The following is an 18,678-nucleotide window of genomic DNA, read 5'->3' on the forward strand; positions in this document are numbered from 1 at the left end:
TATCACCGTGGAGAATTCATCGCAATGTCAGTAAAAGGCCGCATCCATTCATTTGAATCCTGCGGGACCGTAGACGGCCCCGGTATCCGTTTCATTACCTTCTTTCAGGGCTGCCTGATGCGCTGTCTCTATTGCCACAACCGTGATACCTGGGATACACACGGCGGTAAAGAGATTACCGTTGAAGAATTGATGAAAGATGTGGTTTCTTACCGCCATTTTATGAATGCTTCCGGCGGCGGTGTTACCGCATCGGGTGGCGAGGCTATTTTGCAGGCTGAGTTTGTTCGTGACTGGTTTCGCGCCTGCCACGCGGAAGGAATTAATACCTGCCTCGACACCAATGGTTTTGTTCGCCGTTACGATCCGGTTATTGATGAGTTACTTGAGGTGACTGATTTAGTGATGCTGGATCTGAAACAAATAAATGACGACGTTCATCAGATTCTGGTAGGTGTTTCCAATCATCGCACACTTGATTTTGCCAGATACCTTGCCAAAAAAAATGTAAGAACGTGGATCCGTTATGTAGTTGTTCCCGGCTATTCCGACGATGATGAATCAGCGCACCGTCTCGGTGAATTCACCAGAGACATGGGCAACGTTGAAAAAATCGAACTGCTTCCCTATCACGAGCTGGGTAAACACAAATGGCTGGCAATGGGAGAGGAGTATAAGCTTGGAGACGTGCATCCCCCCAGGGCTGAGACAATGGAACGGGTAAAAAATATTCTTGCCAGTTATGGTCACAAAGTCATGTATTAATGAAAAAGAGCGAGCTGTCTGGCTCTTGTTCATGCATGTGCAATTGGCGTTGCATGCTGGTCCACTTTACGTAGCAACATCATCAGATAAACGACCGCCACTGCCGCTATCATCACAAACAAAACCCGGTCGGAATAATTCTGCATCAGCATGGATGTCATGGCCGGACCCGCAAGGCTGCCGATGGTATAGCTGAGTAACAGCGCCTGATTCATTGCCACCAACTCATGGTGATTAACTTTTTCACAGGCCCAGGACATGGCTACCGGATAAAGTGTGAATCCCGCAGCCCCAAGAACAAACAGTGCAGGTGCCATTGCAGCGTTACTCAACATGGCCAGCGCGCCAAGAATGATCCCAAAGACCTGCACACGCAATACCAGCAGACGGCCATAGCGATCGGCCAGACGTCCGACCGGCCACTGGCCGACAATTCCCGAACTGACCAGAAGAGCCATCCAGTAACCAACCGTGGCATCACTCATCCCCTGATGTGACAGATACAACGGCATCAGTCCATACAGTGACCCCAACAAAATACCGGAAATGATGCAGCCACTGATGCCCGGTCTGGCGCTACGCAGACGGAGCATTGGCAATAGTCTGCCCGGCGTCGTCTCTTCATTATTGTCTTTGGATGTCACTTTGGTGAAAACCAGGGGAAGGATTGCTGCTATGACCAAACCTGTAACCCACGGTAGCACATGGAGTAACTCGGTTGACACTTTGCTGACCAGCAATTGTCCGGTTACGGTCGCAAGATAGTAAACAATCATATAAGCAGCAAGCAACTGGCCACGGTTACGTATTGTACCGCTACAAAGCAAGGCACTTTCCACAATAACCCAGATTAATGCACAACCGATGCCGGCAAAAAAACGTGAGGCTGACCACGCCCACATACCGTTCTGCAAGCCAAGCGCTATAGTGCCAAGTGCAAAAATAACCGAAGCAATGTAATAGCTGCGGTTAAAACCAAAACGTTTAATGACCCAACCAGCCAGTAAGGTACCCACCAGATTGCCGCTGTACCAGGCAGAACTGACCACCCCAACCTGCCAGGTTGGCAATAATTCATGGGTGAGCCATAACGGCACCAACGTATTAAGAACAGCAATAGAAATTGTCAGCAGTAAAAGGCCGCTCAGCAGCACAATAACAGGGCGGGACCAGGTTGACATTGTCAATAAACACCAAAACGGCGGGGAGAGTGAACGCATAATGCCAGTTAACAAACTATTGTCAACGGAGACAGATTCACCAACGCACAATTTGCCAGCCAGCAATTTAATTTGCTTATCCGAAAGCGATTAAATCTGTGCCCGTTTCACTTAATTATTAGTTTAATCATATATAAAACAGAAAATTAAAAATTTCAGCGTGGCAATTTTCGATAAAGTATATTACTGGAAAGGTTTCTTTGTTTAAGCAGAATTTCTGAAGGAAGAGAGCGGTTTTTAATTTCCCTGAAAACAAACCTGCCGGCTACAGCCGGCAGATTCAGACAAAATCAGCCAATAAATTCCAAATTTTTCATGTATGGCCGCAATACATCCGGTACGGCGATGCGACCGTCAGCCTGCTGGTAGTTTTCCAGTACCGCAACCAGGGTACGGCCTACTGCAAGTCCTGAACCATTTAATGTATGCACAAGGCGTGGTTTCTTTTCGGTTTTGCTACGGCAACGAGCCTGCATCCGACGTGCCTGGAAATCGCCCATATTTGAACAGGAAGAGATTTCACGATAAGTATCCTGTGCAGGAAGCCACACTTCGAGATCATAGGTTTTAGTTGAGCCAAAACCCATATCTCCGGTACACAGCAGTACTTTACGGTACGGTAATTGCAGCAATTGCAGCACTTTTTCCGCATGTCCGACCAGCTCTTCCAGAGCCTGCATTGAGTCTTCAGGCCGGGTGATATGCACCATTTCAACTTTATCAAACTGGTGCATACGGATCAGGCCACGGGTATCGCGCCCGTAAGCACCTGCTTCAGAACGGAAACAGGGTGTGTGTGCAGTAAATTTGAGTGGCAGCGACTCTTCTTCAAGAATTTCATCGCGGACCATATTGGTCAGAGGGACTTCAGACGTTGGTATTAACGCGTAATCACTGGCTGACGCTTCCTCTTCCAGGGGGCGGGTATGGAACAAATCTTCGCCAAATTTCGGTAGCTGCCCTGTACCATATAATGATGCGTGATTTACCAGGTAAGGCACGTACGTTTCCAGATAGCCATGCTGCTCGCTGTGCAGATCCAGCATAAACTGACTCAAAGCACGGTGCATCAGGGCAATCTGTCCCTGCATAACCACGAAGCGAGAACCTGTAAGTTTGGCCCCCATAGCGAAATCCAGTCCACCCGCCATTTCACCCAGTTCAACATGGTCACGGACCGCAAAATCAAATTTTTGTGGTTCTCCCCAGCGTGAAATTTCCAGGTTTTCGCTGTCATCTTTACCTGACGGCACTTCGTCAGCGGGAATATTAGGAATGGCCAACGCTGCATCACGAATTTCATTCTGCAACTTGTCCAGTTCCGTTTTGGCCGCCTCAAGCCGCTCGCCGAGTGCGTTCACTTCCTCACGTAACGGCTCGATATCTTCCCCACGCGCTTTGGCCTGCCCGATAGTTTTGGATCGGGAATTACGTTCCGCCTGAAGCGTTTCCGTTTCGACCTGCAAAACTTTACGGCGTTCTTCTTGTGAACGCAGTGTTTCAACATCCAGTTTAAAGCCCCGGCGTGCCAGTTTTTCAGCGACTGCGTCTGGCTCATTACGCAGCAGATTGGGATCGAGCATGCTTATCCTGTGATTAATATATTGAAGTAAAGAGAGGGATGCATACGGTGTGCGAATGCGTTGAATTTATTGCTAACCTTACCGCAACGACCGTGTCAACGATAGCGTTTTGTCGGGCTATTTTTATCCTGTTCATTAAGCCAGGCCAGCTTTTCACCAATCTTTCCTTCCAGCCCGCGAGAGGTAGGCTGATAGTAACGCGTCTGCGCCATCTGTGGCGGAAAGTAATTTTCTCCGGCTGCATAGGCATTGACTTCGTCATGTGCATAACGATACTCAGCACCCAGCCCCATTTCCTTCATCAAGCGGGTTGGTGCATTGCGCAGATGCTCCGGCACATCATAGTCAGGGCTTTCACGTGCATCGCGCATCGCAGCCTTAAAAGCGGTATACACAGCATTACTTTTCGGCGCACAGGCAAGATAAACAATCGCCTGAGCAATGGCTCTCTCCCCTTCTGCTGGCCCCACTCTGGTGAAACAGTCCCATGCCGCAATGGCTACCTGCATACCACGAGGATCGGCGTTGCCAACATCCTCAGAAGCAATCGCCAGCAATCGACGCGCCACATAGAGAGGATCGCCGCCCGCAGTAATAATCCGGGCGTACCAGTACAAGGCTGCGTCCGGCGCAGAGCCGCGAACCGATTTATGCAATGCGGAAATCAAGTCATAATAGCGGTCGCCCTTGTTATCGAACCTGGCGCTGCGTTCTCCTGATACTTCGTTTAACAGTTGGAGACTGAGTTCACGCTGCCCTTCAGCGTTCACTTCCGCCATATCGGCCATCATTTCCAGCGTATTCAGAGCCCTTCGGGCATCGCCGTTGACAAGGCCAGCCACCATTTTCCGGGTTTGATCTGGCAGCACGATATTTTCATTACCATAGCCGCGATCGCTGTCTCTCATTGCCTGAAGCAGAACCGTTTCGATATCGTCATCGGTGAGGGATTTCAGCAAATAAACGCGCGCTCGTGATAACAGGGCGGAATTAAGTTCGAATGAGGGATTTTCGGTGGTGGCACCAATAAACGTAATGGTGCCATCTTCGATATGGGGCAGGAAAGCGTCCTGCTGACTTTTGTTAAAGCGATGCACCTCATCAACAAACAGGATAGTCCGGTGCCCGGCATTACGGTTTTGTCGCGCACGTTCAATGGCTTCACGGATCTCCTTCACACCGGAAGTCACAGCAGAGATCCTTTCCACATCGGCCTGACCATAATGGGCAATGATTTCGGCAAGAGTGGTTTTGCCTGTTCCCGGTGGGCCCCACAGGATCATAGAGTGCAACTGTCCGGCTTCAATCGCTCGCGGCAATGGTTTACCGGCCGCCAGAAGATGCTGCTGCCCGATATATTCTGCCAGAGTGCGAGGCCGCATCCGGGCGGCCAGCGGCTGAAAATTATTGTGGGAGAAATCCAGTGACAGATTACTCACGTGCTGACCTCACTGACGTTGATCGTCAACCGTTACCCCTTTCGGTGGCGTAAACGTAAACCTGTCGCTGCTGACTGCGCCATTTTGCTGGCTTTTCAGCGCATAGCTACTGCGCTGACCATCCTGCTCTACCGCACTGAACTGATGAATAGTGCCGTTCGTTGAGACGTTAATGGTGAACTGCTTGAGATTACCATCAGCCGATTTTGGCGTCAGTTCAAAGCTGTCACCCTGCTGGCGGATGTTGTACTGCTTCCAGTCACTGCTTTGATTGCGGGCAATCAGCATAAAGGGCGTATTGCTGGTGGCATCTTTCAGCCAGGTGGCACTGGCCTGCTCGACAAAGGGATTGTAAAACCATAGCGTTTTGCCGTCTGAGATAAGAATGCTTTCATCTGGTGCTGTCATGTGCCAGTTAAACAGGTCAGGACGCTTAACCCACAGTTCACCTTCACCCTCCTGGACAGACTGACCACTGCCGTCAGTCACTTTCTGAGTAAAACTGGCGTGGAAGCTGCTCACTTTATTCAGACGCTGTTGCAGATCGGAAGAGGCATCGGCGAGCACAGTGGCCGAACTGAAAAGCGCCATCAGACAGCAGGTAAGCAATACTTTTTTCATCACGACATCCTTATTGAAACTGTTTATCCCCCCTGCCGACAGGGAAGTTTGAGTGAATAACTGTAGCCAGCCAGAGAAATCATCAACAGCAGATTAACCTGAATACAACCGTCACATGAGATGTGATATGGGGGTTAAGCCCGAAAACTCAACGGGCCGGATCATCCCGGCCCGTCTGAACGGAAAAATCATCTGTTTGTTAAATTTCGTGCGGTGGCGGTGACAAGACTTCACGGTTGCCATTATGACCAGGTGAAGAAACGATGCCCTGTGCTTCCATCTGCTCAATAATACGTGCCGCACGGTTATAACCAATACGGAACTGACGCTGTACGCCCGATATAGATGCCCGACGTTTTTCAACCACAAAGGCTACCGCCTGGTCGAACAGCGGGTCCAGTTCTTCATCACCATCCAGTCCTGCTGCGCCACCTTCACTCTCTTCACCAGCAGTAATGCTGTCTATGTATTGCGGACGTCCACGCGCCTTCCAGTCCTGCACCACTGCATGAACTTCCTGATCGCGCACAAAAGCACCATGAACGCGCACCGGCATAGAAGAGTTTGGCGGCATATAAAGCATATCCCCCATACCCAACAGCGACTCAGCTCCCCCCTGATCCAGAATGGTCCGGGAGTCGATTTTACTTGATACGGTAAAGGCAATACGGGTTGGAATATTGGCTTTAATCAGGCCGGTTATCACGTCAACCGATGGCCGCTGAGTAGCCAGAACAAGGTGAATACCTGCTGCACGTGCTTTCTGTGCCAGGCGGGCAATCAGCTCTTCAACTTTTTTACCCACCGCCATCATCAGATCGGCAAATTCATCGACCAGCACAACAATATAGGGCAGTTTTTCCAGCACCGGCGGCGTGGTATCCATACTGTCGCCCGGTTTCCAGAATGGATCCGGGATGGGGCGTCCCATCGCATCTGCCTGGGCGACTTTTTCGTTATAGCCAGCGAGATTGCGCACGCCAAGAGCTGACATCAGCTTATAACGACGCTCCATTTCACCCACACTCCAGCGCAGCGCATTGGCCGCATCTTTCATATCGGTAACTACTTCTGTCAGCAGATGCGGAATACCCTCATACACCGAAAGTTCAAGCATTTTAGGATCGATCATAATAAAGCGCACATCTTCCGGCGTGGCTTTATATAACATGCTGATGATCATCGCATTGACGCCGACTGACTTACCAGAGCCGGTAGTACCCGCCACCAGTAAATGCGGCATTTTGGCCAAATCAGCAACGACAGGCTGACCGGCAATATCCTTGCCCAACACGACAGAAAGTGGCGAAGGATTATCGCGGAATTTGTCACACTCCAGGACTTCCCGCATATAGACTGTCTGGCGGTGTTTGTTAGGCAATTCCAGGCCGACATAGGGTTTACCAGGTATCACTTCAACCACACGCACAGCCACAGCGGAAAGTGAACGGGCAAGGTCACGCGATAAATTAGAAATACGCGCAGCCTTCACACCGGGTGCCAGATCCAGTTCGAAACGCGTGATGACCGGGCCAGGAGAGATACCAACAACCTCGGCTTTCACCCGGTAATCAGCCAGCCGCGCTTCTACCAGGCGGGCCGTCTGCTCCAGCGAAAACATATCGACGGGTTCCGCTTCAGCAGGCGGGGCAGTAAGCAAATCCAGCGTCGGCAACGGCGTTGTCGGTTTTTCCAGAGGCTGCTCATGGCGAACCAGGAAAGGATGGAACAGGCTGTCCGCAACCGGCGAAGCAGGCTCTTCCTTCTCCACAACAACAGGCGTGGATTGTTGAACCGGTGGTTGCTGCCATGCAGGGGCGGTCGGTTGTTGCGGAGCAGCCATGGATTGCGAGACAGGTGCCGCAGTTTGCTGCTGCCAGTGAAGGTCATCCTCCTGCCCTTTTTCACCAGCCACAGGCAGCGTAAACAACGGCTCCGCAGGCCCCTCGTCGATCAGATCGTTGACCGGTAAAAAATCGAAGGCCCCTGCCGTATCAGGATGAATGACCGCGCTGTTATCCTGATCAGACGCGTGAGCATATCGTTGGTTCTGCTGCGTGGCGAACTGACGGGCAAGCGCAGCCTGTTGCAGAGCTTCTTCATCCTCGTCACTGAAGTCTTCGCCATAACGCACCTGCTGCTGTGCAAAAAATGCCTCGCGCAGTTGCGCCTGCTCTTGCGCATCACTCTCATCACCAGAAGAGGGGGTTGGCTGAGGCTCAGCACTTTGCTGCAACAGCTCCTGCTCCCTGGCTTTCTCTTCTGCCATTCGTTGTGAAGGTAATTTAATCCCCCAGGATGCCAGCTCCCGCCGGGTGGGCAATTTAACCGGATTAGGACGCGGTAACTCTGGCCCAATCCCCTGCTTAACCTGAGAATTAGCCGGATCGCTGGTTGCAGTAAAACCTGGCATAAATGGTGCCGCGGCGGCTGTTTTAGCTGCATCAACAACGCCAGGCTGAACATTTTCAGGTTGAGAAACCGATGGCGATGAAAAATCAAACGGTGAAGAAGCAACGTCGCGCCAGTTGCCCATCTTTGGACCGTCGTCGTCTTCTTCTGACGCCACGACAGCCGCAGGCATCTCATCCGGCACGGAAAAACGATAAAGCGTTGGCGGGACTTCTTCTGAAGGCGTCTGAGCAGTTGTGTTTCTCTGAACCTGTTGGGCTCCGCCCGGAGACTGAGAAGAATCTTCAGCAGAAGAGAATCCGGTCTGGGCGGCAGGAGGAACCGTTGTAAATTGGCTGGCAGAAGCAAGCGCAGGCGGTGAGAGAGGTGCAGAAGCTACAGCTCCAGCTTTTGCAGCTGCCACCGGGCTGTTCAGCAGTGGATCGTTCTCATCGTCATACTCTGCCCGCTGGGGTTTTTCAGGTGCAGAAAGTAACACGTCATCTTCATCAGAACGTTGAGCCGTTGCAGCTGATGAACCGGCAGGCTTTTCATGCGGTTCGTCATCATATTCGTCCTCATCATCCTGCCAGCGTTCATCCTTACGCGAACGATTGCTGGCAAAAGTGAGTACGCCCATGACCACAGCACCGATTTTTTCAGCAATCGTCAGCCAGGACCATCCCGTGTAGAGCGTGAGGCCTGCCGCCCAGATACAGAGCAGTGTCAGGGTTCCAACTGCGCCACTGAACCACGGTGACATGGCATTGCTCAGCAGGCTGCCAATTACGCCACCCGAGGCAAAATACCAGATATCATCTGCATTCAGCGCAGCCAGACCGCAGGTCGTCACCACCAGAGCCAGTACGCCGATGAGGCGCAGTGCCACAGCAAAATAATCGATGTAATCCTGCGCATTACGCTGCCGGAAAGCAATCCAGCAAAGACCACCAATGACGGGAGGAATGGCATACGCCATCACACCAAAAATAAAAAACAGGGTATCGGCTAACCAGGCACCGGGTCTGCCACCCAGGTTATGGATAGGTTCGTGCCAGGCGGTTTGAGACCAACTGGGATCGGATGGATTGAAGCTTACCAACGCCGCCATCAGATAAATGGCGAACAGAGCAACAATAATCAGTAATGCTTCCAGCAGACGTCGTCCGCTGCTCAGCGGTTGTAACGAAACTTCTTTATCTTCTGTGTATTCCTGGCTCAAGCGCATCTCCAGGTGCCTGTAAACAATGAAGGCAACAGCGCCGGGATTAACCGACGCTGGACCTGTATGAATTCACAGGAGTGTACCGAAATCTTCCAGGTTTTGCACCTGCTCTGTGTTACCGGGTTTTAATGACCAGACGGTTGCTTTGTTTCACCTCTTCCATCACCACATAGGTGCGCGTATCGTTCACACCCGGCAGTCGCAGCAAGGTTTCACCCAGCAACTTACGATAAGCTGACATATCTGGCACACGCGTTTTCAGCAAATAGTCAAAATCGCCTGAAACAAGATGACACTCCTGAGTTTCCTCAAGTTTTTGTACCGCAGCATTGAATTGTTCAAACACATCCGGCGCGCCACGATTCAGAGTAATCTCAACAAACACCAGCAGCGAAGCATCCAGATAGTGCGGATTTAACTGCGCAGTATAGCCGAGAATAAATCCCTGTCTTTCAAGACGGCGGACGCGTTCAAGACAAGGTGTCGGTGATAAACCTACTCGCTTGGATAACTCGACATTGGAGATACGCCCATCCTTTTGCAGTTCGTTGAGGATATTGCGATCAATTCTGTCAAGATCTTTACCGGGCCGTTTTTTATTGTCTACCATTATTATTGTCTCTCTTAATACCTTCCCTTTACCTGCCATGCCCTGATCACATTCATTATCACAGGGATGTTCTAAGTGAAGTCTGGAGCCTGCTGCGATATTTCACGCACATCCGTATGAAGCATGTTGTCTGTCCACACCATGCTTCATGACCAATGACAGACCGGGTGTATCCGACCGGAAGCACAAAATCAGTCGGTTAAACCGATCTGCCAGTCGAAAAACCCTTTGCTTCCTACACTGTTTTCGCAAAAGCACAGCTGATTGTCAAAGTAAAACAACTAAAATCAGTACAACATGCCAGACGTGTCGCTGGATGACTGTTTTTTAATGGATATTTGAGCTACCCTGCACCATCTGAACTCATTTCCCGCGCTGTTTTTGCCCATCATTCCCCATTCTGGTTCAATGTAACATTGGTTAAACCTTTTGCAGCCATTGTTAACAAAATTGCTGAATGCTTTTTTTGCCTTCTCAAATTCCCTACAATCAGCAGCAGGGTAGAGAGTAAACACAGTTGAGGGTCTGATGAGCACCGCCAAACATAGCAAGTTACTGATTCTGGGCTCTGGTCCAGCTGGTTATACCGCTGCCGTTTATGCTGCACGCGCCAATCTGGAGCCGGTCCTGATCACTGGTCTGGAAAAAGGGGGACAGCTGACCACCACCACTGAAGTGGAAAACTGGCCGGGCGACCCGCACGATCTTACCGGGCCCCTGTTAATGGAGCGTATGCAGGAGCACGCCGAGAAATTTAATACTGAGATAATTTTTGACCATATTCACAGCGTCGATTTGCAACATCGTCCGTTCCGACTGACGGGCGACAGCGGCGAATACACCGCTGACGCCTTAATTATCGCTACAGGCGCTTCCGCACGTTACCTTGGGCTGCCTTCGGAAGAAGCGTTCAAAGGAAGAGGCGTATCGGCCTGTGCTACCTGTGACGGATTCTTTTACCGTAATCAGAAAGTGGCGGTCATTGGCGGCGGTAATACCGCCGTTGAAGAAGCACTTTATCTGGCAAATATCGCCGCTGAAGTCCATCTTATTCACCGGCGAGACAGTTTTCGGGCAGAAAAAATCCTCATTGATCGTCTGATGGAAAAAGTCAGCAACGGCAATATTGTGCTGCATACTCATCGCACGCTGGACGAAGTCACCGGCGACCAGATGGGCGTCAGTGGACTGCGCCTGCGTTCAGTGCTTGATGATACCCAGACCGAAGAACTGGACGTCGCCGGGCTGTTTGTTGCCATTGGACACAGCCCGAACACCGCCATCTTTAAAGATCAGCTTGAACTGGAAAATGGCTATATCAGAGTACAGTCTGGTTTGCAGGGCAATGCCACACAGACCAGTATCCCCGGCGTATTTGCAGCCGGCGATGTGATGGATCACACCTATCGGCAGGCGATCACCTCTGCCGGCACGGGCTGTATGGCCGCACTCGATGCTGAACGCTATCTGGATGGATTAGTTAAAAATTCTCAGTAAGTTGTTAAAATCCTGCATCAATTTTTCTAAAGGCGACCGCCAGCGTTCGCCTTTTTCCCTTCTGCGTTGTAACATCGTCCATCCTCTTTCCCGATAAATTACGGGTCGTTGCAGTGACCCTGACACTTAGCATCTGGCTCACCTGGTCATGAATAAATCACGACAGCAACAGTTATTACGCTGGCTAAAAAGCCAGAGCGCCCACAACACACGCTGGTTGCGCCTTTCACAACTTCTGGGCCTTTTCAGTGCGTTATTAATTCTCGTGCAGGCCTGGCTGCTGGCAGGACTATTACACTCGTTGATAGTCAGCCATCTCCCCCGCTCAGCTCTCCTGTCGCAGTTTATTCTGCTGGGTGGCTGCTTTGCTCTGCGAGCTGTGCTGCTTTGGCTACGTGAAAAAGCCGGATTTGAATATGGCAGAGTTATCCGACAACGTTTGCGCCAGACCGTTCTGGAACGGCTGGAGTCGCTTGGGCCAGCCTGGATCCAGGGTAAACCCGCAGGGAGTTGGGCGACTTTATTGTTGGAACAGATTGAGGATATGCAGGATTACTATTCCCGCTACCGACCGCAAATGTTGCTGGCAACGCTTGTCCCCTGCTTTATTCTGCTGACACTACTCCCGGTCAACTGGGCCGCAGCGCTAATCCTGCTGGTAACAGCACCCTTAATCCCCCTTTTTATGATCCTGGTTGGCATGGGCGCGGCCGATGCCAACCGTCGAAATTTTCAGGCACTGTCCCGACTCAGCGGTCATTTTCTTGACCGGCTGCGCGGGCTGGACACGCTGCGACTGTTCTACCGTGGTGAAGCGGAAACACATCATATTCGCCAGGCCTCAACGGATTTTCGTCAGCGGACAATGGACGTTTTGCGTATTGCTTTTCTTTCCTCAGCAGTACTGGAGTTTTTCGCCTCCATTTCTATTGCCGTGGTGGCGGTTTATTTTGGCTTCTCCTACCTGGGCGAACTTAACTTCGGTCATTACAATGCGGGTGTCACGCTGTTTGCCGGCTTTCTTTCGTTGATCCTCGCACCGGAATTTTTCCTGCCGCTGAGAGATTTAGGCACTTTTTACCATGCTAAGGCCCAGGCAACCGGCGCAGCAGACTCGCTTGAAGCTTTCCTGACGACAACAGCAGAATATCCGCGCAGGCAAGGTAACCAGCAGCCCGATTTCAGTGCCGGACTGACCCTTGTGGCTGAGGGACTGATGATACTTTCACCACAAAATACGCTGCTGGCAGGCCCGCTGGATTTCACCGTCACTCCCGGACAACGCATTGTCATTATTGGTCAAAGTGGAGCCGGAAAAACCTCCCTGCTGAATGTGCTGTTGGGTAACCTTCCCTATCAGGGGTCGCTGCGAGTTAATGAGGTGGAATTGCGTGACATCCTGCAAGAACACTGGCATCGACAACTGGCCTGGGTTGGACAGAATCCTCTTCTGCCAGCCAGTACGCTGGCGGGGAATATCGCGCTGGATGGAAGCAATCATCCGGCAACACTCCGGCAGGTTTGCGACGCCGCTGGCGTCACAGAATTTCTCCCTTTGATGGCAGATGGCCTGTCAAGTGAAACCGGCGAGCAGGCAGCAAACCTCTCTGTCGGGCAGGCCCAGCGTATCGCCGTGGCGCGGGCGCTGTATAAGCCCTGCAAACTTCTGCTGCTGGACGAACCCGCTGCCAGTCTGGACAGTCACAGCGAAAACCATGTCAGTCAGGCTTTGCTGGCAGCCTCCCGACAGCAAAGTACGTTGTTAGTCACCCATCAGTTACATCAGTTGCACCTGTGGGATGAAATCTGGCTGATGCGTGAAGGAAAGCTTATTCAGCAGGGTAGCTTCCGGCAGTTATCGCAGCAAGGCAGCGCATTTGCCGAACTTATTTCACGACGTCAGGAAGCGGAATAATGAAAACGTTACGCCCATTCTTAGCGCTTTACCGCCGTCATTTCTGGCGTTTGTCCCTCGGAGTAATACTGGCCGTTGTCACTTTGCTGGCGAGCATTGGTTTGCTTACCCTGTCCGGTTGGTTTCTCGCGGCCTCTTCCCTTGCCGGGTGGGCTGGTTTGTACAGTTTCAACTACATGTTACCCGCCGCCGGTGTGCGGTGTGCCGCTATCAGTCGCACTGCTGCACGCTATTTTGAGCGACTGGTAAGCCATGATGGCACCTTCAGAGTGCTTGAACATCTGCGGGTTTTTACTTACAGCAAAATACTGCCTCTTTCTCCTGGCGGTCTGGCAGGTTTTCGTCGTGCCGATTTGTTGAACCGGCTGGTTGCCGACGTTGATACGCTTGATCACCTTTATCTGCGCATTATCTCACCGTTGTTGGGTGCACTGGTCGTCATTCTGGTGGTATCTGTAGGTTTGAGCTGGCTGGACTGGCAGCTGGCGCTGATGACAGGCGTGATACTGCTGCTGACCCTGTTGATCCTGCCGCCGCTTTTTTACCAACTGGGAAGCCCTGCTGGCCACGCTTTAACCCGCTTGCGGGCACAGTATCGCGCTCAACTTACCGACTGGTTGCTGAGCCAGAATGAGCTGAAACTGTATGGTGCTGCGACGCGTTTTCGAGAGGAACTTAAGACAACAGAGGCACAGTGGCAGGATGCCCAACGATCCCAGGCCTCGCTGGGCGGACTTTCCCAGGCTTTGTTGCTGACCATAATGGGATTCACCGTGGTACTTATCCTGTGGCTGAGTGCTGGCGGCGTGGGTAGCGAAACTCAACCCGGCGCTCTGATTGCTCTGTTTGTGTTTTGTACGCTTGCCGCTTTTGAAGCGCTGGCTCCCGTTGGTAGTGCATTCCTGCATCTGGGCCAGGTTATCGCCTCAGCCAGACGAGTGACAGAGATAATCAATCAGCAGCCTGCGGTCATTTTTACCGGCGGCCAACAGAGCATCAGCGATCGTGCGCAACTGCAACTCGCAAAAGTAAGCTTTACCTGGCCCGGCGGCAGAAAAGCGCTGGATGGGTTTTCGCTGGATATCGCCGCCGGTGAGCATATTGCCCTGCTGGGAGGAAGCGGGTGTGGTAAATCGACACTGTTACAACTCCTCACCCGCGCGTGGGACGCGGACAGCGGTGAAATTCTGTTAAACGGATTGCCGCTGAAGAATTGGGACGAGGCCACACTGCGTGGGATGACCAGCGTGGTTACGCAGCGCGTTCATCTGTTTAACGGGACATTGCGGGAAAACCTGCTGGTGGCTTCACCCGACAGCAATGATCAACAGTTAACTGCGGTGCTGCATCAGGTTGGACTGCAAGGATTATTACACGACAGTCAGGGGCTGAACGGCTGGCTGGGAGAAGGCGGACGCCAGCTTTCCGGTGGTGAGCTGCGCAGGCTGGGGCTGGCCCGCGCACTTTTGCATGGCGGTACGTTGCTGCTGCTGGATGAGCCAACTGAAGGATTGGATGCTGAAACCGAGCAGCAGATTCTTATGCTGCTACGCCAGGTAGCACGTAACAGGACGATGGTGATGGTGACTCACAGATTGCAGGGCCTGATGCATTTCGACAGAATTTGCGTTATGGAAAATGGCAGTCTGATTGAGCAGGGTGAGCATCGCGAATTAATCGCAAAACGCGGCCGTTACTGGTATTTTCATCAGCGATATACGCTATAGTCACAGGCTCTCGTTCGACAGAGATTATCACCATGCGTCTGATCCAACTTTCCAGGGAATCAATCAATTTTCCTCCGCCAGAGATGGCGCTGCGGGAGCCTAACGGTTTGCTGGCAATGGGAGGTGATCTCAGCCCAGCGCGTCTGCTTCATGCTTATCACCGTGGAATCTTCCCCTGGTTCTCCGTTGGTGACCCCATTCTGTGGTGGTCACCCGATCCCCGCGCCGTGCTCTATCCTGAAAAATTTCATCTCAGCAGAAGCATGAAGCGGTTTCACCAGCGCTCCCCCTATCGCGTAACCATTAATCAAAACTTTTATGGTGTGCTCGAAGGATGCGCCAGCGATCGTGCAGAAGGCACCTGGATTACTAACGAAGTTAAACGTGCCTGGTTGAAACTGTCGGAAGCCGGTCATGCACAATCGGTTGAAGTATGGCTTGATAATGAGCTGGTTGGCGGTATGTACGGGCTCTCGCTTGGAAAAATTTTCTGTGGTGAATCCATGTTCAGTTACAGAGAAAATGCCTCAAAAACAGCCCTGCTGGTATTCAGTCAGTATTTTATACAGCAGGGAGGAAAACTGATTGATTGTCAGGTGCTGAATCCTCATACCGCTTCACTGGGCGCACAGGAGATTGCCAGAGCAGACTATCTGCAACAGGTGCATACCCTGGCTCACCAGCCGCTGGCGGAAAACTGCTGGCAGCAGCAAACTCTTTTTTGATGTGAAGCCGCGATGTTTTCCACGCAAGACTGGATAACAATGATATACTGCGCGCGTTTGATATGTCGTCCGCCCTTCGCTTCCTGTATGTAGCGAGCCGGGTCTGGCCTGGCTGGGAATATTAACGCATCTCGTCTTACGGTTTTCATTACGCGCAGAAGCGAATGCAGACCCACTCTTAGCCCGCAATTCTCCGCGCTGACGTCATCACTCTCTCAGTTTTTTATTTGTACGCTTCTCTGCCTGACCCTTTGCAGAGGGGCTGATGCTGGTGAAATCACCAACAATTCTTTACATAATACCTGAAATTCGGCATTATCTTGCCGGTTAAAAAACGAAGGTTGTAACCCTCAGAGGATTCGATGGCCAAAGAAGACAATATTGAAATGCAGGGTACCGTACTGGATACGTTACCTAACACCATGTTCCGCGTTGAATTAGAAAACGGACACGTGGTTACCGCTCATATCTCCGGTAAAATGCGCAAAAACTATATCCGCATCCTGACGGGCGACAAAGTCACTGTTGAGCTGACCCCGTACGACCTGAGCAAAGGCCGCATTGTCTTCCGTAGTCGCTAACCGCTCTCTCTGCCGCTAACCCGCGCTGAAAAGTAAAAAGGCCGCACATTGTGCGGCCTTGATCTCAGGCGTTATTCATCAGGATTAGTGAACGGTTCCTTCAGCTTTACGCTTCTCTGAACTGAGGAAATGGTAAGTCAGCTCATTTTTTGCTTTATCCAGCGCAACTGACACTGAGCCGCCGTCCACCAGCGAACCAAACAGCAGTTCATTTGCCAGCGGTTTTTTCAGGCTTTCCTGCACGGTACGCGCCATTGGACGGGCACCCATCGCCTTGTCATACCCTTTCTCGGCAAGCCAGTCCCGGGCTTCATCGCTGACCTCCAGCGACACCCCTTTCGCATCCAGCTGCGCCTGCAACTCAACGATAAACTTATCCACCACCTGATGAATAACTTCAGTATCCAGGTGTTTAAACCAGATAATGTTATCGAGGCGGTTGCGGAACTCTGGCGTAAAGATTTTTTTGATCTCTTCCATAGCGTCGGTACTGTTGTCCTGCTGAATCAGGCCAATAGATTTGCGCTCAGTTTCCCGCACACCGGCATTGGTGGTCATCACCACGACCACGTTTCGGAAGTCGGCTTTACGGCCGTTATTATCCGTTAACATACCGTTATCCATCACCTGCAACAGCAGATTGAATACGTCGGGATGGGCTTTCTCAATCTCATCAAGCAGCACCACGGCGTGGGGATGTTTAATCACTGCATCTGTCAGCAGTCCCCCCTGATCAAAGCCGACATAGCCCGGAGGCGCACCGATCAAACGGCTGACGGTGTGTCGTTCCATGTATTCAGACATGTCGAAACGCAGCAGTTCAATGCCCAATGCTTTCGCCAGCTGGACAGTGACCTCCGTTTTTCCGACGCCGGTAGGACCAGCAAACAGGAATGAACCGACAGGTTTGCGATCCTGTCCGAGGCCCGCACGGCTCATCTTAATCGCCTCGGTCAACGCCTCAATTGCGTTGTCCTGTCCAAATACCAGCATTTTGAGGCGATCGCCCAGCGTTTTGAGCGTATCGCGGTCGGTTGCAGAAACGCTTTTTTCTGGAATGCGGGCGATACGGGCTACGACAGATTCAATATCCGATACGTTAACCGTTTTTTTACGCTTGCTTGCCGGCATCAGGCGGGCGCGAGCGCCTGCTTCGTCAATCACATCAATCGCTTTGTCAGGCAGATGACGGTCGTTGATATATTTCACCGCCAGCTCTACCGCTGCCCGGACCGCTTTCGCGGTATAACGTACGTCGTGATGCGCCTCGTACTTGGGTTTCAGACCATTGAGGATCTGCACCGTTTCCTCAACGGAAGGTTCGGTGATATCGATTTTCTGGAAACGACGGGCCAGCGCACGATCTTTCTCAAAAATGTTACTGAACTCCTGATAAGTGGTGGAGCCCATTACGCGGATTTTTCCGCCAGAGAGAAGTGGCTTAATCAGATTGGCTGCGTCAACCTGGCCACCAGAAGCTGCACCCGCACCAATAATCGTATGAATTTCATCGATAAACAGAATACTGCTGCTATCCTGTTCAAGCTGTTTTAACAACGCTTTGAAACGTTTTTCAAAATCACCACGGTACTTGGTTCCGGCGAGTAAAGAGCCGATATCCAGTGAATAGATGGTGGCATCTTTCATCACTTCCGGCACATCACCCTGCACGATACGCCAGGCCAGGCCTTCAGCAATAGCGGTTTTACCCACGCCGGACTCACCCACCAACAGGGGATTATTTTTACGACGACGGCAGAGGACCTGAATTGCCCGCTCAAGCTCTTTATCACGGCCAATCAGCGGGTCAATGCCGCCTACACGAGCAAGCTGGTTCAAATTGGTGGTGAAGTTTTCCATACGTTCCTCCCCGCCTGCCTGCTCTTCGTTAACTGGATTTTCCGCACCGGAAGAGGGACCAGCGTCGTCCTTCCGCGTGCCATGAGAAATAAAATTCACCACATCAAGGCGGCTGATTTCATGTTTGCGCAGCAGATAAGCGGCCTGGGATTCCTGCTCACTAAAAATAGCGACCAGCACGTTGGCCCCGGCCACTTCACTGCGTCCGGATGATTGCACGTGGAAGACAGCGCGTTGTAGTACACGTTGGAAACTGAGCGTTGGCTGAGTGTCACGCTCTTCTGTACTGACCGGCAAGACCGGGGTGGTTTGTTCGATGAAGGCTTCAAGCTCCTGTCGCAGAGCCACGATATCAACGGTACAGGCTTCCAGTGCCTCTCTGGCCGACGGGTTACTAAGCAGAGCCAGTAACAGATGCTCGACGGTCATAAACTCATGACGGTGCTCGCGCGCTCTGGCGAAAGCCATGTTTAAACTGAGTTCCAGTTCTTGATTGAGCATAGGCACCTCCCCCAATAG

General features: G+C 51.7%; 12 protein-coding genes and 2 pseudogenes. 6 read left to right on the forward strand and 8 right to left on the reverse strand.

Annotated elements, in window-relative coordinates:
* Positions 1 to 24: 24 nt before the first annotated feature.
* Positions 25 to 765, forward strand: a complete 741-nt coding sequence (gene pflA, locus BG55_RS19690; protein WP_034941181.1) for a pyruvate formate lyase 1-activating protein — start codon at positions 25 to 27, stop codon at positions 763 to 765.
* Between the two features lie 29 nt (positions 766 to 794).
* On the opposite strand, the gene BG55_RS19695 is transcribed toward pflA, so the two are convergent.
* From BG55_RS19695 to lrp, 7 genes and pseudogenes are all read right to left on the reverse strand, one after another.
* On the reverse strand, positions 795 to 1,946 hold the full coding sequence (locus BG55_RS19695) for an MFS transporter (protein WP_034941183.1): 1,152 nt from the start codon (positions 1,944 to 1,946) through the stop codon (positions 795 to 797).
* A gap of 329 nt (positions 1,947 to 2,275) precedes the next feature.
* Positions 2,276 to 3,568, reverse strand: coding sequence for a serine--tRNA ligase (serS, locus tag BG55_RS19700; RefSeq protein WP_034941185.1), 1,293 nt, complete (start codon positions 3,566 to 3,568; stop codon positions 2,276 to 2,278).
* Between the two features lie 95 nt (positions 3,569 to 3,663).
* Complete coding sequence (locus tag BG55_RS19705; RefSeq protein WP_034941187.1) at positions 3,664 to 5,007, reverse strand: replication-associated recombination protein A; 1,344 nt, start codon at positions 5,005 to 5,007, stop codon at positions 3,664 to 3,666.
* A gap of 9 nt (positions 5,008 to 5,016) precedes the next feature.
* The gene (gene lolA, locus BG55_RS19710) at positions 5,017 to 5,628 is read right to left on the reverse strand and encodes an outer membrane lipoprotein periplasmic chaperone LolA (RefSeq protein ID WP_034941189.1); all 612 of its coding nucleotides are present in this window, start codon (positions 5,626 to 5,628) and stop codon (positions 5,017 to 5,019) included.
* Between the two features lie 199 nt (positions 5,629 to 5,827).
* Positions 5,828 to 7,369 (reverse strand): annotated as a pseudogene (gene ftsK / locus BG55_RS23555) (DNA translocase FtsK); the annotation flags it as partial.
* 498 nt (positions 7,370 to 7,867) lie between these two features.
* Positions 7,868 to 9,241, reverse strand: a pseudogene (locus tag BG55_RS23560) (DNA translocase FtsK 4TM domain-containing protein); the annotation flags it as partial.
* Positions 9,242 to 9,359: 118 nt separating this feature from the next.
* Positions 9,360 to 9,854 carry a leucine-responsive transcriptional regulator Lrp gene (lrp, locus tag BG55_RS19720; protein WP_006118610.1) on the reverse strand — a complete coding sequence of 165 codons (495 nt, stop codon included), beginning with the start codon at positions 9,852 to 9,854 and terminating at the stop codon, positions 9,360 to 9,362.
* A 528-nt stretch (positions 9,855 to 10,382) separates the two neighbouring features.
* Here lrp and trxB point away from each other — a divergent pair.
* The 5 genes from trxB to infA all read left to right on the forward strand — a co-directional run bounded on the left by trxB (position 10,383) and on the right by infA (position 16,299).
* On the forward strand, positions 10,383 to 11,351 hold the full coding sequence (trxB, locus tag BG55_RS19725; protein ID WP_034941192.1) for a thioredoxin-disulfide reductase: 969 nt from the start codon (positions 10,383 to 10,385) through the stop codon (positions 11,349 to 11,351).
* 148 nt (positions 11,352 to 11,499) lie between these two features.
* The gene (cydD, locus tag BG55_RS19730; protein ID WP_034941194.1) at positions 11,500 to 13,266 is read left to right on the forward strand and encodes a heme ABC transporter permease/ATP-binding protein CydD; all 1,767 of its coding nucleotides are present in this window, start codon (positions 11,500 to 11,502) and stop codon (positions 13,264 to 13,266) included.
* Entirely contained in the window at positions 13,266 to 14,993 is a 1,728-nt protein-coding gene (gene cydC, locus BG55_RS19735; protein ID WP_034941197.1) for a heme ABC transporter ATP-binding protein/permease CydC, read from the forward strand. The genes cydD and cydC overlap by 1 nt, the downstream gene beginning before the upstream one ends.
* A gap of 32 nt (positions 14,994 to 15,025) precedes the next feature.
* A complete protein-coding gene (aat, locus tag BG55_RS19740; protein WP_034941200.1) occupies positions 15,026 to 15,718 on the forward strand; it encodes a leucyl/phenylalanyl-tRNA--protein transferase in 693 nt (230 codons plus the stop codon).
* A 362-nt stretch (positions 15,719 to 16,080) separates the two neighbouring features.
* The gene (infA, locus tag BG55_RS19745; protein WP_002211347.1) at positions 16,081 to 16,299 is read left to right on the forward strand and encodes a translation initiation factor IF-1; all 219 of its coding nucleotides are present in this window, start codon (positions 16,081 to 16,083) and stop codon (positions 16,297 to 16,299) included.
* Positions 16,300 to 16,383: 84 nt separating this feature from the next.
* Here the strand turns inward: infA and clpA are convergent, their stop codons facing one another.
* Positions 16,384 to 18,660, reverse strand: coding sequence for an ATP-dependent Clp protease ATP-binding subunit ClpA (gene clpA / locus BG55_RS19750; protein WP_034941204.1), 2,277 nt, complete (start codon positions 18,658 to 18,660; stop codon positions 16,384 to 16,386).
* Positions 18,661 to 18,678 lie beyond the last annotated feature (18 nt).

This window comes from Erwinia mallotivora (assembly GCF_000590885.1).
GTDB classification, from domain to species: Bacteria; Pseudomonadota; Gammaproteobacteria; order Enterobacterales; family Enterobacteriaceae; genus Erwinia; species Erwinia mallotivora.